The organism is Treponema sp. OMZ 906 (assembly GCF_024181185.1).
Classification (GTDB): domain Bacteria; phylum Spirochaetota; class Spirochaetia; order Treponematales; family Treponemataceae; genus Treponema.
The window spans coordinates 1,307,783-1,331,541 of sequence record NZ_CP051196.1; the positions used below are offsets into that span (position 1 = coordinate 1,307,783).

The following is a 23,759-nucleotide window of genomic DNA, read 5'->3' on the forward strand; positions in this document are numbered from 1 at the left end:
TTACCCATTAAATCCATTCCCCATTCTCTTAAATGTCTTCATCAAATCCTACCCCATTCAGTTTTTTCATTGCCCAGTGCTTTGCGTCTTTCGCATTGTCAAAGGCAGCTTTAAGGCTTGCAGGCTGGGTGAAGTCTGTGCAGTTGCCTTCGGCAACGCCTGTTTCTTTGCTGTAAAGTATAGCCTCTGCATTGTCGCTTCCCTCACGAGTCGGCAAATCGTTAAAGAGCTTTATGAACGCATCGGCATTAAGCTTATTTTGGTCGCATAGCAGGATTTTCAAAGAGGTGCAGCCTTGCACGTTGAGGGTCTTGAGCTGATTGGTTTCGCAGTTAAGCTTTTGCAAAGAGGTGCAGCCCTGCACGTTAAGGGTGGTAAGCTGATTACCGTAGCACTCCAGCTGTTGCAATTTGGTTAAGCCTTGCACATCAAGGATGGCAAGTTGAGCGTTAGGGCATCTCAGCTCTTGCAAAGAGGTGCAGCCTTGTACGTTAAGGGCGGTAATCGTATCGTTGTTTTCGCAGAGCAACTTTTGCAAAGAGGTGCAGCCTTGCACGTTAAGCTCGGTAAGCTTATTTCTGTAGCAGTCCAACTTTTGCAAAGCATTTAAGCCCTGCACGTTGAGGGTACTAAGCTTATTGACGCTGCAGTCCAGCTGTTGCAATTTGGTTGAGTCTTGCACGTTAAGGGTGCTAAGCTCATTGCTTCCGCAGTTAAGTTCTTGCAAATTCTTTAAGCCTTGCACATTAAGAGCGGTAAGCTGGTTTTTGGCACAGTCGAGCTTTTGCAAGGCGGTTAAGCCTGACACGTCGAGGGCAATGAGCGGTCTGTTACCACCTACCGCTGCTTCACCACTGCAGTTAAGCTCGGTGATGTCTCCTATGAGGGTAATCTTGTTGTCTGGAGCTGTTACGGTCAGTGTGGTTTCTGTGTCATTTGCAAGTTCGGTCACGGTGCAGCCTTCCACTTTTATGGCAGAGCCGTCAGCTGTTTTTGCCTTCACCTTCACGGTATTCTTGCCTGCCTCAAGGGTGAGGAGGGCTTTTTTTGGCTCAAAGCTCACGGTGATTGTTGCAGACTGGGTTACAGCCAGTGTGTAGGTCTCAGCTGTACCGTTTACGGCGTTGTCGTCGAGCGTCCAGCCCTTTACTTTGTAACCCTTGTCAGGCGTTGCGGTAAGGGTTACGGTTTTGCCGTGCTCGACGGTAGTATCAGTTTTTATTTCCGTTTCACCTATCTTTGCGGTAAGGGTTCCCCCCCCCCCCCCCATCTACGTTAAAGGTTACCTGGTACTTGGGCGTTGCCAGCTTATTTCCGTGTGCATTGGGGCAGCCGGTAAAAAGCAGTGTCAAAAATACAGCTATGATGAGCGCCGCGGCTCCGCTCAAGGTGTGCGCCTTTTTGCCGGTTCTCAATTTTGTCATATAAACCTCCTATATTCAATGTGTAATGGGTAATTGGTGATGTGTAATTACAAATTACCTATTACGCATTATCAATTAACAATTATCCATATATGGATAGAAAAAATCTTCTTAATAAAGTAATTTTAATGAAAAAAGAACCTTGGTTGCTTAAAAAGAACTATGGTTACAGGAAAAGATCGTAGGGCGGACATAGACTGATGCGGCTGTACCGGAATCGAACCGGATGGCCTGCAGTGTACTGCGGTATAAAGCTAAAAATAATAGGTAATCAATTTTTAATTGGTACTGTTTACTGGGTAATAGGTAATCGAATCGGGCGCAATGACACCGGTGATCATTTTGATAGTCGTCGTTTTTCCCGCCCCGTTCGGCCCCAAAAAGCCGAAAATCTCCCCGCTTTTCGCCTCAAAAGAGAGGTTATCAACCGCTTTTCCCGCCGACCGTCCATACGTTTTTGAAACATTCCGTATCGTAAGCATATTTTTACCTTCCCTAAAATGCAACAGTTGAACAAAGTGTGAACTTTGGAAACTGCTGCATTGGTGCGCGGAACGCGCATACGTTAATAAGCGAGTTTGCGTTAAGCAAACTCGCCGTGTTTTTCAGCCGCGCTATTTCAGCGGCTGAAAATAAACCTTCCATTTGTGCAAAATTTTATCTAAAATTTTGCACAATTTTTTTCAGAAAAAGGGCAAACGCATCAGAGAAATAGACAAAACTGCAGAATAAATAGGCTGTGAGACCATTTGAGCCGCAGTCAGAACTGCCAAGGATGGCAGAGGTGATAAACAGAAACCGGTTTTTGAAAAAACCGGCAGCCAAGGAATTGACACGGATGGCAATTCCTTGGCGTTATTCTGGTCGAATAGCCTGTTTATTCTGCAGGGCTGTTAAAAAAACAGTCTAATGCGTTTGCCCTGAGTTTTTACAGGTTTTTATCCATTTTGAAGCTGAGCTTTGAGTAGTTGAACGATTCCAGCATCAGCTGCGCGATCAGGTCTTTGGTCTTTTTGATGACGTAAGCGGCAGTCTTTTCGTTTTCCGTGGTGAGGAATTCGGTCAGCTTTTCTCCGGTCAGGGCTTTGCCTGCTTCGGTAACCTCGTGAACTCGTTTGAACCCGTAGGTTTGCATCTCGTTCAGATAGGTTGTATTTGCGTCGCGGAACGCCGGGTAGCGGCTTTCGGTGAGGAACCCGAGGATTTTAAACAGCCAATAGGCGTTTTCGAGCGAAACGGTCGCCGTCTTTTTTTTGTAGATTTTCGGCGTGTCGTTGATGTTGGTAAAAAACGGCACATAGGGGGTAAAGGCGGTGGTGCCGAATGCGAGCCACTGAATAGCGGCTATGCCTTCCGGTACGCCGGAACGCAGCTGGAGAATATGGGATTCCGCCGTGCGGGAAAGGGAGATTCCTCTGAACCGTGTTTTTTCATAGTCGGTTCCCGCCTTGCCGAGCGGATCGTAAACGGTTTCGTTGTAATGCGAACTCAAGATATACTGAACATCCTCTACCGAAATCAACCTGCTCGCCTTTCTGATAAACGGGATATCGTTGGATACGGGGCTTTGCTCTATTTCGGGGTTTAGGTATTTTTGTGCGAACCATGCGCGCGGCGTGTTGTACACACGGTCTTTCTCGGTTGAAGTGCCGAAAATATGCCGGAAGTTAAAACCTTCGCGGTCGGGATTGAGATTATGCGCTTCGACAAATGCCTGAATGCCGTCCGCCCACATAAAATCACGCTCGTTTGAAAAATCGATGGTTTCGATACAGACCTGATTGGGCGCAACCGCATAGCAGTCATCGGGGATACGCTGCGCGACCCAGTAATGTCCGCACGGGATTTCCATATACCATGCTTCATCCGCATCGGCAAACAGGATACCGTTGCCTTCCGCCGAACCGTACTGCGCAATGAGCTTACCTAAAAAGGCAACACCTTCCCGCGCGGAATTGATAAACGGCGCTACGATGTTGTGGATAGCATCTTCTCCGATGCCGTCCGGCACGAGCGGATCGAACGCAAGCACGCGCGGATTGCCGTATACGCTTTCGGTTGAGCTGACGGCAATATTCTTTTCGTTGATGCCTGCTTCTCCGTATTCTCCTTCATCGCCCTTCAACAGCTGAAATGCCTGAGGCGTAGAAGTACAGCGGAGCGCCTTCTCCGGCAGCGCAACGGTAACGCCGGTGTTTTTCGACGTATAGGTACGGTTTTTGATCTCGCTTGCAGGCATCACGGTAAAAAGCTTAACTGAAATTGCTTCGTGAAAGTCCTCGTTACGGGCAATCATCACCGAACCGTCAACTGAGGCCTTTTTACCCACCAGCACGGTGGTACAAGCCTGATGATGTGTGTTTTTCATATAATCGAATCTCCTATAAACCTTTTAGATTTAATGTGCGGGAAGTGCTTTCACTGCGCATCCCTAAGCGACTGACAAGCATCGCAAAGGATACGTGTCAGGTATTCTTTATTCCGATAAAGCTCCGTCTCTCCCGAAGGACAGCATACGGGGTGTAGCGCGGCAAGCAGCTTATCAAGGGTATCGCGGTCGTATTCTGCACGGTTTTGCAGGCGGAGAATTTTCGGGTAATCGGTCGGCTCGGTATACTCCGTTTCCGAAGTGAGCGGCTCTTCCAACCGTTCTCCCGGCCGTACCCCGATAATTTCTATCGGTATGTCCTTCTCGGGTTCGTAGCCCATGTACCGTATCAGTTGACGGGCGGTTTCCAGAATATTCACCGGCTCGCCCATATCCAGTAAGTATGACTGCCCGTTGATGCCAACCCCGCCCGTTTGCAGTACCAGCGAACAGGCTTCCGGTATGGTCATAAAAAAGCGCATCATATCGGGTGAGGTTACCGTTACGGGGCCTCCTTTTTTTACCTGCTCCACAAAGAGCGGAAAAATCGAGCCGCGCGAACCGAGTACGTTTCCGAACCGGACAAACATATAGGCATAGTCCGGACTACCGTATTTTTCTTTGACCCGCGCGGCGGCATCAAGTACCATCTTCTCGTTGAGCATCTTCGAAACCCCGTAAATCGATACGGGATTAACCGCCTTATCCGTCGAGATAAGCACAAAGCGTTTAACGCCGTTTTCGATACAGGCGTCGAGCAAATTCTTGGTGCCGAACACATTATTTTCGATGACGGCGACGGGGTTCGCTTCCATCAGCGGTACGTGCTTGTAAGCCGCCGTATGGAAAACCGCATCGCAGCGGAGCTTCTCAATGATATACTGCATATAATCACGGTCTTTCAGCTCGCCTACGATGGGCACGATCGTCGCCTTGTCGCCGACCCCTTCTTCCTGCAAGAGACGCAGTTCCTTATCGATCTGATAGATTGAGTTTTCCCCATGCCCGAATAGGTAGAGCCGCTCGGCGCCGCCTGAAAGGAGCTGCCGTGCAAGCTCGCTGCCGATAGAGCCGCCTGCACCGGTTATCAATACCCGCTTTCCGCGCAGATAGGCGAGGCTGTTCTTTAAACTGATTTTTATCGGCGTGCGTCCAAGCAGGTCTTGCGGGTTTATCTCCCGTGCTTGTACAAGGTGCGCATTGCCGTCCACAATCTGCGAAATGCCAGGCAGTAATTTGATGGTGGTAAATCCTGCCTCTTTTACAATCGCATAAATTTCACGCAGCCGCTCTGCCTTTATGCTTGGAATGGCAATCAACAGTTCATCGCGCGCCTCTACTCTGATAAGACGGGCAACATCTTGAATCGGCCCAAGTACCGGTATCCCTTCAATCTTACTGCCGATTTTCTGCGGATCGTCATCAAGGAACGCTGCGACGCGGCCGAATACGCCCTTTCGTTTTATCTCATGGGCAATCATGGTGCCTGCCAGCCCCGCCCCGATAATATACACGGTTGGCTGTACTTTATTATTTGGAACTGTCATTTCTCCCCTCCAATTTATATGAACCGGAAGCTGCCGGTTCTATCACATCAAAAGCCAAATCGATGGGAAAGCTGTCGGTGTACATGTCGAGTAGTACCTTAGCCCGTTGCTTTCTTCTATCAACTTTGATAATTTTTCCTTCAAGCCCTTTGAGCGCTCCTTCGATAACGCATATCCGTGCATTCGCGTCAAAAAATACTTTAGACGGAGCGGTGATTTCTCCGAACGAAAGAAAATGGCGCAAAAGCGAGAGGTCGTTATCGGCAAGCGGCAGCGGATTTTGATTATTCGGCAAAAAATGATAAAAATTCGGTGTCTTACGGAGTCGCCAGCAAAGAGGAAGCGATAAGTCATCGATTTCTAAAAAGATATAGCCGGGAAATACCGGCGCATCAACTTTATGCCGTATACCTTTCTTTTTAATATACAGTACGCGGCGCGGAAAATAGGCTTCTATTTCATGATTTTCTTCATTTAATTTCCGTATTATTTTTAACAGCTCCGGTTCCTTGCCCGTTTTTACCTGCACTGCGTAATAATCCATACAGTTTTCATTTTAACATAAAAAGAAAAAAAGCTCCACGGGATATAAGTCAGGTGGTGTGCGGACTCTAGGACAAGAGCAGGAAAATCTGCTATAATCCGCTATGCGGTTACAGCTTGATTGTGGAAAAGGGCATATAATAGAAACCGATTTACCGGCTTTTATCATGGGGATTGTCAATACAACCCCCGATTCGTTTTATAAACCGAGCCGTTCAACAAGTTTGGAAAAAAGCTTGATACGGGCATTAGCTTTAGAAGCGGAAGGCGCCGATATTATCGATATCGGAGGTGAATCGACTCGTCCCGGCGCTTCCTATATCAGTGAAGAAGAAGAACTTGAACGGGTCATACCGTTAATTGAAGCTGTACGGGGGCGCAGTACTGTTGCTATTTCGGTAGATACCCGGAAAGCAGCGGTTATGAAGGCCGCTTTTAAGGCTGGAGCAACACTGTGTAACGATATTTCGGCTTTAATCGATGATCCGGCACTCGGTACGCTGATTGCGGAAGAAGCCGGTGCGGTGGTTCTTATGCACAAACGGGGAACACCGCCGACCATGCAGCAAAATGTTCCGCAATACCGCAATGTAGTAACGGAAGTGCGGGACTATCTTGAAGCACGGGTGGCGCATGCTTTAAACTGCGGAATAGCGCATGAGCGTATCATTATCGACTATGGTATCGGCTTTGGGAAAACGGCTGAAGATAATTACCGGCTGATTGCGGCAAGCGCATACTTTACCGGCTTAGGATACCCGCTGCTAGTAGGCCTTTCGCGGAAGTCGTTTATCGGCTACGTTACCGGAGAACCTCCCGAAAAGCGCCTTGCAGGAACGCTTGCCGCAACGATGTATGCGGTGCAGCAAGGAGCTTCTATCGTACGGGCACACGATGTTGCCGAAACACGAGAACTATTACTGGTGTTAAAGGAATTGCAAAAATATGGAACTACTTAGGGATATGTTGTCATTCTATCTTTCCTATATCGGGCCGGCACTGGATATACTCCTTCTCGCGTTCCTGATGTATAAGTCATATCAGATACTGATTAAAACGCAGGCAGCACAGCTCGGGAAGGGTGCCTTATTGATGCTCCTTATTTACGCAGTTGCATTCCTACTGCACCTTACGACGCTGCTTTGGATATTGAACATGCTCGCAACCGGAGTTGTTATCGGTGCAGCGATTATCTTTCAACCCGAACTGCGGAGAATGTTCCTGACGATGGGACAAAACGATTGGTTCAGACGTTCCCGATCTCAACACAGCCATATCGACTACGTGTTAACCGCCGCCGAACGCCTTTCTGCAGAGCGCCGCGGAATGCTGGTCATATTTTTAAGGCAGAATAATTTAAAAGAGATTATCGAAAACCCCTCTGCAACCCGAATCAATGCGGAGATTAGCTCAAATCTTCTTGTTACCATTTTTGAATTTGACACTCCGTTGCATGACGGAGCAGTCGTTATCGATAACGGGCGGATTATTGCGGCGGGCTGCTATCTGCCGCTTACCAAGCAAGAGGATATCAACAAGAGCTTTGGGACACGGCACCGTGCGGCGCTTGGTATTGCCGAAGAAACCGATGCGGTTGTGCTCATCGTGTCCGAAGAATCGGGGGCAATCAGCCTCGCGTACGATTCAAAGCTGTATTACGACCTTACCACGGACAATATCGAATCGGAGCTGACCTATCTGCTCAAAGTCAAGGCAAAGACCCAAAACATCGAAACATCCGAAGGAAGCGCTTCATGAATATAAAACAAATATTACTCCGGCTTACCGAAAATTGGCCGGCTAAAATTATCTGTCTTGTCTTTGCCGTTTTCCTTTCGGAATTTTATCGCGGAACTCTATTGGATAAACGATATCTCATTGTACCGCTTACGATTGAAAATAACGGCCTCCTCACACCTGCGGAACAATATCCCGCAAAGATAAAGGTTAGCATTTGGGGCGATGCAATCGGAATCGGTTCCATCGATGAAAATGATATTATTGCTTTTATCAATATATCCGATTTTAAAACCGAAGGGACGTATCGAATACCGATCAAAACTCGGTTGGCGGGGACGGTAACGCCGCTCGGCAATATGGAAATTAGTACGGAACCGGCAATTTTAACGCTTCGATTGGCGACAAGTATACGCAAACAGGTGCCCGTTACGCTTTCTTTAAAAGGGATCCCAGCCGACGGATATGAGGTAACCGAAAGTTCGCTGGAACCGGCAGCTGTTGAAATTGAAGGTCCTGCCGAACTCGTTGAAAAAATCAACGAACTTGTGACTGAGCCGCTTTCGATAGAAGCGCGTACGAGCGGTTTTTCGGGAACAGCCGCCATCATCAACAACAACCCGTTAATTTCTATCGTCGGTAAGGCACAGGTACAACATACGGTAAAAATAAACGAAACAACTATCCAAAAAAAATTTGATAACATCCCTCTTTATTTTGAAAAACAAAACAAAGGACTATCGATAACTGCTGATACAAAAACCGGTAGCTTGGAAGTACAGGGACCAAAAAAACTGCTGGAAACATGGAGCCCTTCCGAAAATATATTAACAGTGTCGTGTGAAAGTATTACCGAGCGGGGTGTGTATACGCTGCCTGTTTTTCCGGTATTATCGACAGAATATTCAAAACTGCATGTACTGCAAGTAAGTCCTAAATCGGTGCAGGTAACAGCGGAATTTCCGGAGGTATCGGAAGGGGATGAAATGCATAGATGATTGTCGGTTTCGGAATAGATGCCGTTGCTATCAGTCGTATACGGCGGTGGATGGAAGATGAAGGACTGCTTGCTCGCTTTTTTCATCCGCAAGAATTGAGGGAAACTAAAAGCAGAGGCTTGACCGCTGTCTACTCTTTGGCAGCCCGCTTTGCCGCGAAAGAAGCGTATGGAAAAGCGCTCGGTACAGGATTAAAAGGGATAACACTAAAAAATATTCTCGTTACCAATAATCCGAACGGAAAACCTGAATTGACACTCTTAGGAGATGCAGCAACGCCATTCAAGCGTATCTGCGGTACCCGTATCCATCTTTCACTGACCCATGAAAGTAATATGGCTATTGCAGCTGTAATATTGGAAAGTTAGTAGTCAGACACGGGGAACGCCAAAAAAGCAACCGACTATTGAGATATTCCCGAATACCCGGTATGTTTACAAGGAGATCTGTAGTATGAAACGTGAAGAAGATCAGCAAAGCAAAAAAGAAGTAGCTATTTCTTATTATTCCAAGGATCAGATTGAATGTCCCGTATGCGGGGCAAAGTTTAAACGAGAAGAAATGTATTCCGGTGGCGGCCGCGTTATCGCCGGTGATTTAACGGAGGAATTGCGCCGCTTATATGAACCGTCGGCGAAATACGGAGAGGTCTATCCACTTATCTACAGTATGACCGTTTGTCCGCAATGTTTATACACAGGATTTACCCAGGACTTTAGAGTTATTGAAAAGCCGATTGCCGAAAGATTACTCGAAGCTATGAATGAGCGCTACACTGCGGTAAAAGGTCTTTTTGGGTATATTGATTTTAATACTGCCAGAACACTTCATGCAGGAGCGGCCTCCTATTATCTGGCCTTACTCTGCTACGACCATTTCGATTCAAAATATTCTCCTACTATTAAGCAGGCAATATGTGCGCTTCGCGCCGCGTGGCTCTTTTCAACGCTCGGAGAAAAAGAACCGGAGGAGAATTACACCTATATTTCAAAACTCTTTTATCAGAAAGCGCTGTTCTTATATCGACGAGCGCTTGAATTGGAAACAACCGGTAAAGAGATGATAGCAGGTTTAAAATCCTTCGGGCCTGATGTAGATAAAAATTATGGGTACGACGGCGTTATTTATCTGGGAGCATTATTGGAGTACCGGTACGGTCAGAGGCAAGATGCCGAAACGCGGCTAAAACGGCTTGAAATGCATAAAATCGCGTTGGCAAAACTATTCGGCCTCGGAAAATCCTCCAAAGCTAAGCCCGGCCCTATTTTGGAACATGCCCGCACTCTCTATGATGCATTAAAACTCGAATTAAAAGAAACCGATGACGACGACTGAACCCGATCCGGCTATCCCGCAACGGAATATTCTGCTCCGTATTTCATACGACGGAACACATTTCCACGGATGGCAGAAACAGTTGCGGCACGGACAAGAATCGTTCCGCACCGTGCAGGGCGAAATAGAGCAGGCATTGGCGCTGCTGCATAAGCACCCCGTCGAGCTTTTCGGTTCGGGGAGAACCGATGCGGGCGTCCATGCGTGCGGGCAGGCTGCTCATTTTTTTACCGATATAGCGCGGATTAAACCGGAAAGTTTTATTCCGGCGCTCAATTCCGCACTGCCCAAGGATGTCCGGATTATGGAAGCAGTTCATGTTTCCGATAACCTGCATGCCCGTTTCAGTGCCCGATCCCGTACATACCGGTATTTCATCCACTGTGGGAAAACCGCTTTTGCGCATCAATTACCCTATTGCTGGCACATACGGCGAGAACCGAATATTAACCTGCTCAACAAGATGGCAAGCGTCCTATCAGGCGAGTTGGATTGTACGACGTTCTCTGCCGCAGGCGATCAAAGTAAAAGTAAATCGCGCTATATCTATAGTGCTCATTTTTTTACCGATCGGGAGTTTCTGGTGTTTGAAATTTCCGCCAATGCCTTTTTGTGGCGCATGGTACGCTCGATAACCGGTACTTTACTGCACTATGAGCAGCAGAACGGCACAAAAGAGGATTTTGAGGCTGTGCTTCGCTCAAAAGACCGCCGGAATGCGAGAGAAACCGCTCCTCCGCAAGGGCTTTTTTTGTGGTCGATTGAGTATCCGCAGCAGTTACTTACGCCGTAATGGCCGTCTATTTTCAAATGCCCCGATAAAATACTTCCATTTTATATTATTTTACAGTATATTACAAAACATTGCAGTTAACATTTGAGGAGAAACTATATGAAAAAACCATTAGTACCGATTACCCTGCTCTGCGGATACTTAGGAGCGGGCAAAACAACCTTGATGAATATGATCCTTGCGAACCAAAAGGGGTACAAGGTGGCAGTCATTGTCAACGATATCGGCGAAATCAACGTCGATGCCAGTTTGATAGAGAAGGACGCCAATATCACGGATAAAAGCAGCCTTGTGCCGCTTACCAACGGCTGTATCTGCTGTACGCTTAAAACCGATCTTGTGATGCAGATTGAAAACCTCATTGCGTCGGGAAAGTATGACTATCTGCTGATTGAATCGAGCGGCGTATGCGAGCCAATGCCGATTGCGCAGGCTATTGAAACAATCGAAAACGGCTACTTGGATAATGTCGTCAGCGTTGTCGATGCAAAGCGGCTGGTGGATGAATTTTCCGAGGGGGCGCAGCTGTTAAAAAAGGATATGGGAGAAGAAGATATCGAATCACTCCTTGTCCAACAGATTGAGTTTTGCTCCACACTCATTATCAATAAAAAAGATTTGGTAACGGAAGATCAGATGAAAAAGGTGCGGGCGGTTGTCACTAAGCTCCAGCCCCATGTGAAGGTGATAGAGACAACGCGGTGTCAGGTGCCGCTCGAGGATTTGCTTGCGACAAAGCGGTTTGACTTTGAGAAAGTCTTTGAAAGTGCCGGTTGGGTTGCCGAGTTGGAAAAACGTGCGGAAGAAGACGATGATGATGAAGAGTGCGACCACGACCATGAGCACTGCGATCACGATCACCATGACGAGCACGAACACCATGGACATGAACATCACGAACATGATGAGCATGGAGAACACGGGCATCACCATCATCATCATCACGAACATAAACATGAAGGTGCGGATGAGGATGAGTACGGTATCGGCTCTTTTGTGTACTACCGCCGCCGCCCGTTTAATAGAGGAAAGCTTGAAAAATACGCTGGGGTATGGCCGCGTAATATTATCCGCTGTAAGGGTGTCGTCTGGTTCAGCGATGAACAAGATATGGCCTACGTCTTTGAAACTTCGGGGCGGCAAATCCAAGCGGGGGCTTCCGGCAGATGGCTTGCAACTGCCTCTAAGCGAGAGCAGGAAAAAATTCTCGCCCGAGAACCTCGGATGAGGGAAGAATGGGATGAAAAAGTCGGCGACCGGATGATTAAGCTCTGCATTATCGGGCAAAAGCTTGATAAAAAGAAGATTTGCGCGGACTTGGATGCCCTGCTCGATTAGCAAAATGCTGAACAAAAACCGTTTTTAATAGATTAAACCTGTTCGACAACGCAGTTATCGAACAGGTCTGTTTTGTAAGGTGAGATAAATGGAAGAAATAAAGGCAAGACCTATCGGCCCGGCTGAAAACAAGATGGGCGTTATGCCGATTATGAAGCTCGTCCTCAATATGTCGCTGCCGATGATGTTTTCGATGTTCATTATGGCGTTGTATAATATCGTCGACAGTATCTTTGTGGCAAAAATCAACGAGGATGCGTTGACAGCCGTATCGCTTGCCTTTCCCATCCAAAACCTGATGATTTCCTTTGCCGTAGGGACGGGGGTCGGCGTTAATGCCCTACTGTCCAAACGGCTCGGTCAGCGGAATCAAGCGGATGTCAATAAAACCGCAATGAACGCCGTTTTTTTGGCAGCCTGTAATTTTATCGTTTTTTTTATTGCGGGGATTGTACTGGTACGCCCCTATCTTGCCTCGCAGGGAGTAGACGCCGGAATTGTTACCTACGGGGAAGCGTATTTGGATATTGTGCTCCGTATGTCGTTTGCGCTCTTTTTCGGTATTACGTTCGACCGGCTGCTCCAATCGACGGGACTTACGCTGTATACAATGTATTCACAGCTTTCCGGTGCGATTTTCAATGTGATATTCGACCCGCTGCTGATTTTCGGGATCGGGCCGTTTCCGAAAATGGGTATACGAGGGGCGGCGCTTGCAACCGTATTGGGGCAGATCCTCGGCCTTTGTGTTTCGGTTTTCTTTAACCTAACAAAAAACCATGAAATTCAGTTTAAGCTTAAAAACCTACTTCCCGAACCGCGCATCGTTGCGGAAATTTATAAGGTCGGTGTGCCCTCTATTCTCCTCAGCTCGATAACATCGATTACCACCTACTTTCTCAATATCATCTTGAGCGCTTTTTCGAGCACTGCGATTGCGGTGTACGGCGTGTACTTTAAACTGAATAGCTTTATCTTCATGCCGGTGTTCGGGTTGAATAACGGTATGGTGTCCATTATCGCGTACAACTACGGAGCACAGAACAGAAAGCGGATTACGGCGACGATACGGAACGGCCTTTTGCTTGCGATGGGGATTATGCTTTTCGGAATGGCACTTTTTGAACTGTTCCCTGCGCAGCTTTTGGGGCTATTCGACGCCTCCCCCGCGATGCTCGCGATCGGTGTTCCTGCAATCCGCATCATCGCATGCAGCTTCCTCGGGGCGGCACTCGGCATCACCTTTTCTTCGGTGTTTCAAGCATTCGGCAACGCGGTCTACAGTATGATTGCGACCTTTGTGCGTCAAATTGTCGCGCTGCTTCCGGCGGCATATTTGCTTTCGCTGTCCGGCGATGTCAATGCTATCTGGTGGTCGTACCTCATAGCCGAAGTTGTCTCCATCATCGCATGTATCTTTTTTATGCATCGCATTTACAAAGAAAAGATCGAGCCGCTGCCGGTGTAAGGGCGATGTATTTTATGAAGCCTTTAAGAACATTGTTATAAAAGAAAGGAGCTGGTATGCAGGAAATCATTGATTTATTGGAAAACGATGCGCGGCTGAGTCCGCAGGATATTGCCGCAATGACGGGTAAGTCCGAGGAAGAGGTTCGCGCTGCCATTAAAAAATTAGAGGATGAGGGCATCATCTTAAAATATGCTGCGGTTATCAACCGTGAACGGCTGACGAGTAGCGATACGGTATCTGCGATGATCGAAATTCAGGTTGCTCCGGCACGGGAACACGGATTTGACCGCATTGCAGAGCGGATATATCGGTACCCGCAGGTAAAGACAGTTCAGCTAATGTCCGGCGGATATGATCTGCATGTGCTGGTCGAAGGAAAAGACTTAAAAGAGGTTGCCTTTTTCGTGTCGGAAAAGCTCGCATCGCTGGAAGGGGTGATCAGTACGCGCACGCATTTTGTACTCAAGACCTACAAAGAAAACGGAACCTATTATATCGACCCGAAAAAAGATTCCCGTGAAGAGATTACCGCATAATGGACAGACCCGATCAATTTTCCAACCGGATTGTGACTATTGCTCCTTCCGGTATCCGCCGTTTTTTTGAGCTTGCTGCAGGAAAAGATGATATTATCTCGTTGGGGGTAGGGGAGCCTGATTTCGCAACGCCGTGGGCCATGCGCGAGGAGGCGTGGTATCACCTCGAATGCGGGCATACTTCGTATACTTCAAACTGGGGGCTTGAACCGCTCCGCAAGGCGATTGCAAGCTATTTAAGCCGTTATGGCATGTCGTATTCGCCTAAAAACGAGGTACTGATTACCTTCGGCGTTTCGGAAGCAATAGATATTGTGTTCCGTTCCATTCTGAATCCGGGGGATGAGGTGATTGTTGCGGAACCGTGCTATGTTTCGTATCAGCCCTTGGTGGCGCTCTGCGGGGCGAAACCGGTCGGACTGGATACTTCGGCGGATAACTTTATCCCGACGGCGGCGGCGATCGAAGCGCTTATTACGCCGAAAACCAAGGCGCTGATTATCTGCAGCCCGAACAATCCCACCGGTACGATGATTCCTGCTGATGAGATGGAAAAGATCGCCGCCGTCGTTAAAAAGCATAAGATTTGGGTGCTGTCCGACGAGGTGTATTGCGAACTTCGGTATGAAGCGCCGCATGTGTCTATCGGTTCCTTTCCCGGAATGAAGGATTACTGCATTATCCTCAACGGGTTTTCAAAGTCCTTTGCGATGACCGGCTGGCGTATCGGGTTTATCGCCTGTCCGCAGGAGCTGATGGCGCAAATTCATAAAATTCACCAGTATGCGGCAATCTGCGCCCCCATTATGAGCCAATATGCGGCGCTGGAAGGTTTGGAGCGCGGCTGGGACGAGGTTGAGCGGATGCGGATTTCCTACCGGCAGCGGCGCAATTTGATGATGAAGAGCTTTGACTCGATGAATATTCCGTATATAATGCCCGACGGCGCATTTTACCTCTTTGTCGATATCCGCAGTACCGGTTTAAGCTCGGAAGATTTTGCGGTTAAGCTGATTACCGACTACAAAGTTGCCGTTGTTCCCGGGCACGTGTTCGGGAGCGGCGGCGAAGGCTTTGTCCGCTGCTGCTACGCTACCGACATCAGCAAAATACGGATTGCGCTTGAACGTATCGGCAGATTCTTGAAAGGTGAACCACTATAATGGCAAAGTTGAAAAATATAGAAATTATCGCAATGGATTTGGACGACACCCTTTTGCGGGATGATCTGACGATCTCCGATTATACGGTATCGGTGTTGCAGGCATTAATGAAAAAGGGTGTGTTGACGCTGCTCGCTTCGGGGAGAAGTCCCCGTTCGGTGCATTCGTATGCGCAGCGGATCGGTTCGGATAAAACGGAAAGCTATATCCTGTGCAACAACGGAACACAGATATTGACCTCCGATATGAAGCTGGAAATCATCAGCCGCTGCCTCGGTGCCGATCTTGCGCTTGAAATTTACGATTATATCGAGTCGCAAAATCTTTCCTGTCATCTCTACTTTGACGATACCATTTATATCGTTAAACGGACGGTTTTTTCGGATAGGGACGCACATCTGACAAAAATGAAGATTGTCGTACCGAAGGACTATCGGGAAATTTTGCGCACCAAGCCGGTGTATAAGCTCCTCATTCCTGCAGAGCCGGATATTATCGCTACCGTCGAACCTGAGTTTAGAAAACGGTTCGGTACGCGGGCAGTCCTGTTTACCAGTAAGCCGTATTTTTTGGAAATCATTCCGTTGGATACCGGTAAGGGGGAATTCCTACAGGAGCTGGCATGGCTGCTCGGTGTCAGAAGTGAGGCTGTGATGGCATTCGGCGACAGCATGAATGATGAAACAATGATTCGCTATGCGGGATACGGCATCGCTATGAAAAACGGTCTCGACGCTATCAAAGATATTGCGTATGCAGTAACAGACTACACCAATAACGAAGACGGTATCGCTCACTTTTTAGAGAAGTACGTGCTGTAGAGTATAAGGATGCGGTATCTTCTTTCTGTGCGAAATTTTGGATAAAATTTCGCACATTTTTTCTAGCAGACGGGTAACTGCATCAGGAAAAATTGATAAACATCGCAGAATAATTGAGGTCGCGAGACCATTTGAACCAACGGTTCAACTCTGGTTGAGCGGCCTCAATTATTCTGCGGGGATAACAAAAGAGCCTGATGCAGTTACCCGGATTTTTTTATAGGTGTGTAGTTGCAAAATTTCCATATCCGTGATACCGTGTTATACAGCTATTAAAAAAGGTTATAAATACAGTAAACTACCATGGAACAAAACAATTTATTGACCGTTAAAAATTTGCACACGGCTTTCCGTATCGACGGCAACTATTATGATGCCGTTGATGGGGTATCGTTTGACGTTCATCCCAATGAGATGCTTGCGATTGTAGGGGAATCCGGCTGCGGGAAAAGCACTATCGCAATGTCTATTATGGGATTGCACGATATGCGTTTTACCCGCGTTTCGGGCGAAATCCTCCTGAACGGCAGGGATTTGCTGACACTCCCCGAAGACGAGATGAACAAGATCCGCGGAAAGGATATCGGATTTATCTTTCAGGATCCGCTTGCTTCACTTAATCCGCTGCAGCGGGTAGGGAAGCAGATTGAAGAAGCCCTGCTGTACCATACCAGCCTCAGCGAAAAAGAGCGGCAGGAGCGGGTTTTGCAGCTTTTAAACGATGTCGGTATCCAGAACCCCAAGCGTACGGCGCAGCGATTTCCGCATGAGCTTTCCGGTGGAATGAGGCAGCGGGTACTTATCGCGACAGCGCTGTCCTGTAATCCTTCTCTTATCATTGCCGATGAGCCGACGACGGCACTCGACGTAACGATCCAAGCGCAGATTCTTGATCTTATCAAAGACCTGCAGGAAGAACACAAGGCGGGTATCATCCTTATCACCCATGACCTCGGTGTCGTCGCACAGGTAGCCGACCGTGTTGCGGTTATGTATGCGGGGCAGATTGTCGAACTGGCTACCGTGCAGGAATTGTTTACTCATCCCTTGCATCCGTACACCCGTTCTTTGCTTAAATCGATTCCGCAGGCCGATAAAGACGATGATATGCTGCACGTTATTAAAGGTATGGTTCCGTCGCTAAAAAAACTCAAGCATACGGGCTGTCGGTTTGCCGACCGTATTCCGTGGATTCCGGCCGAAGAACATGAAGAAACTTCCGTCTTACATGAAGTAAGTCCCGGGCATTTTGTTCGCTGCTCCTGCTGGAAAAATTTCCGGTTCGAGGGTGAGGTTTAGAGGAGGCGGATATGGCATTATTGGAAGTAAAAGATTTAAAAGTGCATTTCCCTATCCGCGGCGGCTTTTTCAATACGATACAAGACTATGTTCGGGCGGTGGACGGTGTTTCTTTTCAGATTGAAGAAGGAAAAACTTACGGCCTTATTGGGGAATCCGGTTCGGGGAAAACCACCATCGGCAAAGCGATTGTCGGGTTGGAACAGCCTACCGGCGGCGAAATCCGCTTCAAAGACAGCCTTGTAAATACCAAGGCGCAGCGAAAAAAGATTAAATATAACGAAAATGTTCAAATGGTATTTCAGGACGTTATGTCAAGCCTCGACCCCAAAAAACGTATCCGTGACATTATTGCGGAACCCATCAGAAACTTTGAACGGCTTTCAAAGCATGAAGAATTAAAGAAGGTGCTTTCACTGTTGCAGATTGTTGGAATTCCGCCCGATGGCTTATATAAATATCCCTATGAATTTTCGGGCGGGCAGCGGCAGCGCATCGGCGTTGCGCGTTCAATTGCCGTTAATCCGCGGCTCATTGTGGCGGACGAGCCGGTTTCCGCACTTGACCTTTCGGTGCAGGCGCAAATTCTCAACTTTCTCAAAGAGATTCAGCGTGAATTTATGCTGAGTTACCTGTTTATTTCGCACGACTTAGGCGTTGTCAAACACATGTGCGATTACATCTATATTATGTACCGCGGCCGGTTCGTAGAGGCGGGAACGCGGGAAGATATTTACCGTAACCCTATGCATATCTACACCAAGCGACTTATTGCGGCAATTCCCGAAATGAATGTCGAAATGCGCGATGAATATAAAAAGCGCCGTGCCGAAATTGAAGAAATATACAAGCGTGAATCGGAGCGCTACTTTAGCCCCGAAGGGCGAGTGTACGATTTAAAGAAAATCAGCGATACCCATTACGCTGCGTTGAAGGATTAGGGGGAAGAGTATGTGGAAGACAATAATACGCCGTATCCTTATTATGATACCGCAGCTATTTATATTGAGTGTTTTGGTTTTCTTAATCGGGAAGATGATGCCCGGTGATCCGTTTACGGGACTTGTCGGTAATCCGAACATCAAGGCAAGCCGTATCGAAGAGCTGCGGGAGAAAGCCGGTTTAAACGATCCGTGGCCGGTTCAGTATAAGAATTGGATGGGGCGGATTTTGCTGCACGGTGATTTCGGTGTATCCTATACCTATAAAATCCCGGTAACCGATAAAATCAAATTGCCTGCACAGAACACCCTGTGGCTTTCACTTTTAACGGTTGTGTTAACGTATGCCATTGCCGTTCCGCTCGGTATCCGTGCCGGCCGCTATAACGGGTCGAAATTCGATAAGGCGGTGCTGGTCTATAACTTTATCACGTACGCAATTCCGACGTTTATCCTCGGTCTTTTGAGCCTTTTGCTGTTCGGCTATCGGCTGAGGATTTTCCCCACGTCGGGATTTGTCGGATTGGAGGCAATGGGGAATACCGGTCGTTATATTGCAAGCAGAATATATCACATGCTACTACCGGCCATTACGGCAGCAGTATTGCGCACGACGGGTATTGTGCAGTACCTGCGTAACGAGGTTATTGATGCAAAAAGCCAAGATTACGTTAAAACGGCGCGGAGTAAGGGCGTACCGATCGACAAGGTGTATACGCACCATATTTTTCGGAACTCCCTATTACCGATAGCGGCTTTTTTCGGCTTTACAGTAACAGGTCTGCTCGCCGGTTCGATCTTTATCGAAACGATTTTTATGTATCAAGGAATGGGCTTGCTGTTTATCGAAGCGATTATGTCGCGCGATTATTCGATTATCAATGCGCTTACTTTGTTGTACGGTACGCTCGCCCTGTTCGGTAGTTTGATTTCGGACATTATTATGATAATCGTTGATCCGCGGATCAGAATTGAATAAGATCATCAACTGATGTACCTCCTTGTACATCAGTTGATTTTGAGAGGGTATTATGGAAAAAACGGCATTTGATATTGATACTATAGATGAAGCGACGTTAAAAGAAATGTCTTCCGTGCCATCGTTTTGGAAGATTGTAAAGACAGAATTTAAACATGATAAAGCGGCAATCGTTGCGCTTGGCATATTGGTTATTATCTTTGCGGTGATTATCATCGGTGGTTTTGTGCTTGATACGGAAACGGTCATGAAGGTAAGCTTACGGGATAAGTTTTCGGTACCCGGCAAAAAATTCTTGCTCGGTGCAGATCTCGGCGGTCGGCCGATTTTGCCTCAGCTGATTATCGGAGCGCGCAATTCCATTCTCATCGCATTCAGCGTAACCATTATTACCGAAATCGTCGGCGTCTTTTTCGGCTTGATTACCGGTTTTTACGGCGGAAGGGTTGATAACATCATTATGCGTATTTGCGACTTTATTCTTATCCTGCCGGTTGTTATGCTGATTATCGTCTTTGTAACTATCGTACCGACCTATAATATTTGGACGTTTATTTTTATTATGTCCGCTTTTTATTGGACGGGAGTTACTCGGCTCGTGCGCAGTAAAGCCTTGTCTGAAAACCATCGCGATTATGTGAATGCCTCGCGGATCATGGGTACCGGAGATTTTAAGATTATGTACGGGGGAATCTTACCGAATATTGCTTCCATCATTATCGTTGACTTTACACTCGGTATGGCAGGCAATATCGGTATAGAAACGGGAATGAGCTTTCTGGGCTTCGGACTTCCGCCGACATCACCGTCGCTCGGTACGCTGATCGGCTATGCGCGTGACCCGGGAACCATTTCCGGCAAGTTGTGGGTATGGCTGCCTGCGTCCATTCTTATTATGGTGTTAATGCTGTGTATCAACTACGTCGGACAAACGATAAAACGTGCCTCCGATGCAAAGCAGCGTTATAAATAAAGAGAGCATCTTTAAAAACCTAACCGGTTTTTTGAGAGTTTTAAGAGGAGGAAAACAATGTCAAAAGGTTTAAAACGCGCTGCGTTTTTATGTGCGGTAATGTTGGCGCTTGTCAGCTGTGGCGGTAAGACGGAACAAAAGCAGACTGCACAGAATGGCGGGGATGATGCAGGGGATAAGACATTAAAACTGATGTTTCCGCAAATGATTGAGCGGGAAGGATCGGCTATTAATGGTGGCACCTTTGTATACGGTTTTGTATATGATACGCCGTGGAAAGGAGTGTTTAATACCTTCCTGTATCAGGATAATCCTACGTATGAGGTGATGCGTCCACGGATCGGTAAGTTTATGACCGACGGCCCGAATCATGAAATTAAAGACGGCTACTGTACCATGACATTCGATCGCGAGGCAAAAACGGCAACATACCACATAAACGAAAAACTTACCTGGTCGGATGGAGTGCCGGTAACGGCTGAGGATATTATTTTTGTCTATGAATGTGTCGGACATCCTGACTATACGGGCATTCGCTATGACAGCGAGTATGAAAATGTTGTGGGTATGGTCGAGTACCACAAAGGTGAGGCGAAAACCATCTCCGGTGTAAAAAAGATAGATGATAAAACGGTAGAAGTTACCTTTAAAAATTTTTTCCCGGGCATTTTATGGGGTTCGGGACTTACTTATGATGCGGAACCCTATCATTACCTCAAAGATATTCCGTTAACGGAAATGGCTTCTCACGACCGTGTACGGAAAACGCCGCTCTCCTGCGGCCCGTTTGTGATCAATTCTATGGTAGAAGGTGATATAATTGAATATGTGCCCAATCCCTATTGGTACGGTAGAAAAATTGCGATCGATAAGCTCATTGTAAAACGGATTGCTCCGACCTCTGCTGCCGCGGCAATAAAAGCGGGTGAAGTTGACGCCATTCAATTCAAAGCCGATTTATACGATCAATTCGTTGAGCTTGATGATGAGGGTAAAACAATTCTTGACGAAAACGGAAAACCGAAAATGAAAATCGATAATATCGATATTGTCGGTAATATCGAAAACACTTATACATACGTCGGATTTAAATTCGGGACGTGGAATAAAGAAAAAGAAATGTGCGAAATGTTCCCCGACGGCGGTAAATTTAAAGATAAGGCTCTGCGTCAGGCTATCGGTTATGCAATGGATAACGATGGTATCAATGCCATCTACTACCACGGTTTGCGTGTTACGGCAAATTCGTTTATTACACCGTACCATCCCGGTTTCTACGATGTCTCACGGAAAGGTTATTCCTACGACCCTGATAAAGCAAAACAACTGCTTGACGAAGCAGGCTACAAGGATGTCGACGGGGATGGCTACCGCGAAACGCCTGACGGAAAACCGCTTAAAATCAATTTCATGTTTATGAGCGGCAGCGATGTAGCGGCTCCGATTGCGAATTACTATATCCAAAACTGGAAAGATGTCGGTTTAAATGTCGCGCTGAATGACGGCCGGTTGATCGAATTCAATGCGTTCTATGATAAGCTGCAAGATGACGACCCGACGGTAGAGATGTATTCCGCGGCATGGGGAGTCGGATCCAATCCCGAACCGACCGGCCTTTACGGAAAAGTTGCGCAGTTTAATTTGGAACGTTGGGTAAATGAGAAAAATGAGGAGCTTCTTGCCAAAATAACTTCCGAAGCTGCTTTTGACGAAGCATTCCGTGCTCAAGCTTATAAAGAATGGGACGAGAATATTCTTGAAGAAGCTCCTGCGATTCCGACTGCTTATCGTATGAAATTGTATGCGGTAAACAAGCGGACAAAGAACTGGGATCAACAGTTCGTTACCGGTTGGGATTGGTGCGACCTAGCTCTGATTAACGATAAGCCTGCCGTTAATATGATGAAATAACGGTAGCCAAGTAAAAATAATGATTGGGGATAACACTGGTCGGTCAAACAAAACCGATCAGTGTTATTTGCATTTAAAGTAAATTAAAATTGTTATGAGGTTATAGCGCATGATACGGAAACAGCAGGAATTTTGGGGAAAATTAGTTATTTTCACCGGTATTAGTTTGGTTTTTGCATTTTTTATGCTGGCGTTGAGTCCCCGCTTTTCATTTTTAGGGCGATTGATTTCGGCAAAAGACCTTACATTGATGGTAACTCAATACCGGATACTCCCTAATTTCAGCTTTCTTACTCGTTTCGGCTTCGCCTTTGGAATCTTTGCTATTGCTTCAATTATGGCCTCACTTGGGACGGTTTTTTTGTCTCGTAGGGTTCGGGAAAGAGTGTATAAAGAAACGGAGACTGCTCTTTTTGATACTTTTATCAATAGATTGCGCTTTTGCTATACACGTGAAAACCTTATTGAAGCTATCCAGCAAGAACTTGAATACAAGGCTGATTGTTCTGTCTTGCTCACCAATACCGATACCGATTTAGTTATATACGGCAGTACGTCTGCGTATGTTTCGGATCCTGATGTATATGCAAAGTTGGCGCACCGATTCTCGGTCGAATGGCTTGACCACTGGGGAGAAAATATTTATTTATTGGATTCCGATATGCAGATGACCTCTGACAGAAAGAAAGCACGAGGTTTGGTTATTGCATACGGCTCTTCACGCCTTTTTATTATCTGCCGATATATCCGTTCCGTTGAGCCGGAGATTTTTTCTCAGCTTTTTAAAGAATTTAAAAATTATTTCGGACGTGAAAAAACGCTTTCTCAACTGCTCTATTATTCGGAACTCGCACAGGAGTGGCAGATGGTTGCAAATACTCAGCGTGCATTCCTGCCTCAAAAAATACCGGCACTTGACAAGTTAGAAATTGGCGTTTATTTCCGACCGTTAGTAAACGTGTCCGGCGACTATTATGATATTATTCCCATCGATGAGGATAAGACACTTATTATTACGGGGGATGTTTCAGGAAAAGGACTTGCTGCAGCGCTCGTTATGGGGGTTGTCGTAAATACAATACGGATTATGGAAAATAAAGAGGATTTAGCCGGCCTGATCCTTGCAATAGATAGCGCTATTAAACGTATGAATCTCCTTGATAAATATACCGTTGTGTTTTTAGGGTTGATCGATACCAAAGCGATGAAAATACGTTATGTCAACGCTTCGATGGAAGCGCCGATGATTTTTACCCATGCTGCGGAAGGATACAAAGTAAAGCAGCTTGATTCGAATTGTTCCGTTATCGGAATCATCGACATCGATTCGGTTGATGTCGATGAAAAACCTTTATACCGTAACGATTTACTGGTTATTACAACGGATGGAATTCCTGAAATAACGAATGAAGAGGGCGTAGAACTCGGCAGTAACGAAATTTATATTAAATCGATCAAATCTTTTGCCTCGTCGGATGCGTCGACTATTGCTTCAAAGGTAGCAGATTTGGGGCTTACTTACAGTGCCTCAAAAACGTTCCGCGATGACACTACTATTTTAGCAGTAAAATTAAAGGGATAA

General features: G+C 46.8%; 22 protein-coding genes and 1 pseudogene. 17 read left to right on the forward strand and 6 right to left on the reverse strand.

Translation table 11 applies throughout. The features are described 5' to 3' along the window. Positions 1-28: 28 nt before the first annotated feature. From E4N69_RS05810 to loaP, 6 genes and pseudogenes are all read right to left on the reverse strand, one after another. Positions 29-1,270 carry an InlB B-repeat-containing protein gene (locus E4N69_RS05810; protein ID WP_253824799.1) on the reverse strand — a complete coding sequence of 414 codons (1,242 nt, stop codon included), beginning with the start codon at positions 1,268-1,270 and terminating at the stop codon, positions 29-31. After that, positions 1,230-1,424, reverse strand: coding sequence for a hypothetical protein (locus tag E4N69_RS05815; RefSeq protein ID WP_253824800.1), 195 nt, complete (start codon positions 1,422-1,424; stop codon positions 1,230-1,232). The genes E4N69_RS05810 and E4N69_RS05815 overlap by 41 nt, the downstream gene beginning before the upstream one ends. A 311-nt stretch (positions 1,425-1,735) precedes the next feature. Further along, a pseudogene (locus tag E4N69_RS05820) lies at positions 1,736-1,906 on the reverse strand (ATP-binding cassette domain-containing protein); the annotation flags it as partial. A 446-nt stretch (positions 1,907-2,352) separates the two neighbouring features. Beyond that, a complete protein-coding gene (locus E4N69_RS05825; RefSeq protein ID WP_253824802.1) occupies positions 2,353-3,792 on the reverse strand; it encodes a C69 family dipeptidase in 1,440 nt (479 codons plus the stop codon). 50 nt (positions 3,793-3,842) lie between these two features. Next, complete coding sequence (locus E4N69_RS05830) at positions 3,843-5,339, reverse strand: polysaccharide biosynthesis protein (protein WP_253824803.1); 1,497 nt, start codon at positions 5,337-5,339, stop codon at positions 3,843-3,845. Then, on the reverse strand, positions 5,323-5,883 hold the full coding sequence (gene loaP / locus E4N69_RS05835) for an antiterminator LoaP (RefSeq protein ID WP_162663448.1): 561 nt from the start codon (positions 5,881-5,883) through the stop codon (positions 5,323-5,325). The genes E4N69_RS05830 and loaP overlap by 17 nt, the downstream gene beginning before the upstream one ends. A 103-nt stretch (positions 5,884-5,986) precedes the next feature. Here loaP and folP point away from each other — a divergent pair, with 103 nt between their 5' ends. The 17 genes from folP (at position 5,987) to E4N69_RS05920 (ending at position 23,759) form a co-directional block, all read left to right on the forward strand. After that, positions 5,987-6,841: a dihydropteroate synthase gene (gene folP / locus E4N69_RS05840; protein ID WP_253824804.1), complete on the forward strand. Its 855-nt coding sequence runs from the start codon at positions 5,987-5,989 to the stop codon at positions 6,839-6,841. After that, positions 6,828-7,640, forward strand: a complete 813-nt coding sequence (cdaA, locus tag E4N69_RS05845; RefSeq protein WP_162663450.1) for a diadenylate cyclase CdaA — start codon at positions 6,828-6,830, stop codon at positions 7,638-7,640. The genes folP and cdaA overlap by 14 nt, the downstream gene beginning before the upstream one ends. Beyond that, positions 7,637-8,617, forward strand: a complete 981-nt coding sequence (locus E4N69_RS05850; RefSeq protein ID WP_253715612.1) for a CdaR family protein — start codon at positions 7,637-7,639, stop codon at positions 8,615-8,617. Before cdaA ends, E4N69_RS05850 begins: the two co-directional genes overlap by 4 nt. Continuing rightward, a complete protein-coding gene (gene acpS, locus E4N69_RS05855) occupies positions 8,614-8,985 on the forward strand; it encodes a holo-ACP synthase (protein WP_253824805.1) in 372 nt (123 codons plus the stop codon). The genes E4N69_RS05850 and acpS overlap by 4 nt, the downstream gene beginning before the upstream one ends. Before the next feature lie 85 nt (positions 8,986-9,070). After that, a complete protein-coding gene (locus E4N69_RS05860) occupies positions 9,071-9,952 on the forward strand; it encodes a DUF2225 domain-containing protein (protein WP_253824806.1) in 882 nt (293 codons plus the stop codon). Then, positions 9,939-10,745, forward strand: a complete 807-nt coding sequence (truA, locus tag E4N69_RS05865) for a tRNA pseudouridine(38-40) synthase TruA (protein WP_253824807.1) — start codon at positions 9,939-9,941, stop codon at positions 10,743-10,745. The genes E4N69_RS05860 and truA overlap by 14 nt, the downstream gene beginning before the upstream one ends. A gap of 99 nt (positions 10,746-10,844) precedes the next feature. After that, positions 10,845-12,083 carry a CobW family GTP-binding protein gene (locus E4N69_RS05870; protein WP_253824808.1) on the forward strand — a complete coding sequence of 413 codons (1,239 nt, stop codon included), beginning with the start codon at positions 10,845-10,847 and terminating at the stop codon, positions 12,081-12,083. 88 nt (positions 12,084-12,171) lie between these two features. After that, positions 12,172-13,551, forward strand: coding sequence for an MATE family efflux transporter (locus E4N69_RS05875; RefSeq protein WP_253824809.1), 1,380 nt, complete (start codon positions 12,172-12,174; stop codon positions 13,549-13,551). 56 nt (positions 13,552-13,607) lie between these two features. Further along, on the forward strand, positions 13,608-14,090 hold the full coding sequence (locus E4N69_RS05880) for an Lrp/AsnC family transcriptional regulator (RefSeq protein ID WP_253715616.1): 483 nt from the start codon (positions 13,608-13,610) through the stop codon (positions 14,088-14,090). Continuing rightward, entirely contained in the window at positions 14,087-15,253 is a 1,167-nt protein-coding gene (locus E4N69_RS05885) for an aminotransferase class I/II-fold pyridoxal phosphate-dependent enzyme (protein ID WP_305880166.1), read from the forward strand. Before E4N69_RS05880 ends, E4N69_RS05885 begins: the two co-directional genes overlap by 4 nt. Next, positions 15,253-16,074 (forward strand): Cof-type HAD-IIB family hydrolase, encoded by an 822-nt coding sequence (locus E4N69_RS05890; protein WP_253824811.1) that lies wholly within the window; start codon positions 15,253-15,255, stop codon positions 16,072-16,074. Before E4N69_RS05885 ends, E4N69_RS05890 begins: the two co-directional genes overlap by 1 nt. 303 nt (positions 16,075-16,377) lie before the next feature. Beyond that, the gene (locus tag E4N69_RS05895; protein WP_253824812.1) at positions 16,378-17,373 is read left to right on the forward strand and encodes an ABC transporter ATP-binding protein; all 996 of its coding nucleotides are present in this window, start codon (positions 16,378-16,380) and stop codon (positions 17,371-17,373) included. 11 nt (positions 17,374-17,384) lie between these two features. Then, on the forward strand, positions 17,385-18,314 hold the full coding sequence (locus E4N69_RS05900; RefSeq protein WP_162663458.1) for an ATP-binding cassette domain-containing protein: 930 nt from the start codon (positions 17,385-17,387) through the stop codon (positions 18,312-18,314). 10 nt (positions 18,315-18,324) lie between these two features. Next, positions 18,325-19,293: an ABC transporter permease gene (locus E4N69_RS05905; RefSeq protein ID WP_162663459.1), complete on the forward strand. Its 969-nt coding sequence runs from the start codon at positions 18,325-18,327 to the stop codon at positions 19,291-19,293. A 52-nt stretch (positions 19,294-19,345) separates the two neighbouring features. After that, positions 19,346-20,266, forward strand: coding sequence for an ABC transporter permease (locus tag E4N69_RS05910; protein ID WP_162663460.1), 921 nt, complete (start codon positions 19,346-19,348; stop codon positions 20,264-20,266). A 57-nt stretch (positions 20,267-20,323) separates the two neighbouring features. Beyond that, entirely contained in the window at positions 20,324-22,177 is a 1,854-nt protein-coding gene (locus E4N69_RS05915; RefSeq protein WP_253824813.1) for an oligopeptide ABC transporter substrate-binding protein, read from the forward strand. A gap of 109 nt (positions 22,178-22,286) precedes the next feature. Then, positions 22,287-23,759, forward strand: coding sequence for a PP2C family protein-serine/threonine phosphatase (locus tag E4N69_RS05920; RefSeq protein WP_253824814.1), 1,473 nt, complete (start codon positions 22,287-22,289; stop codon positions 23,757-23,759).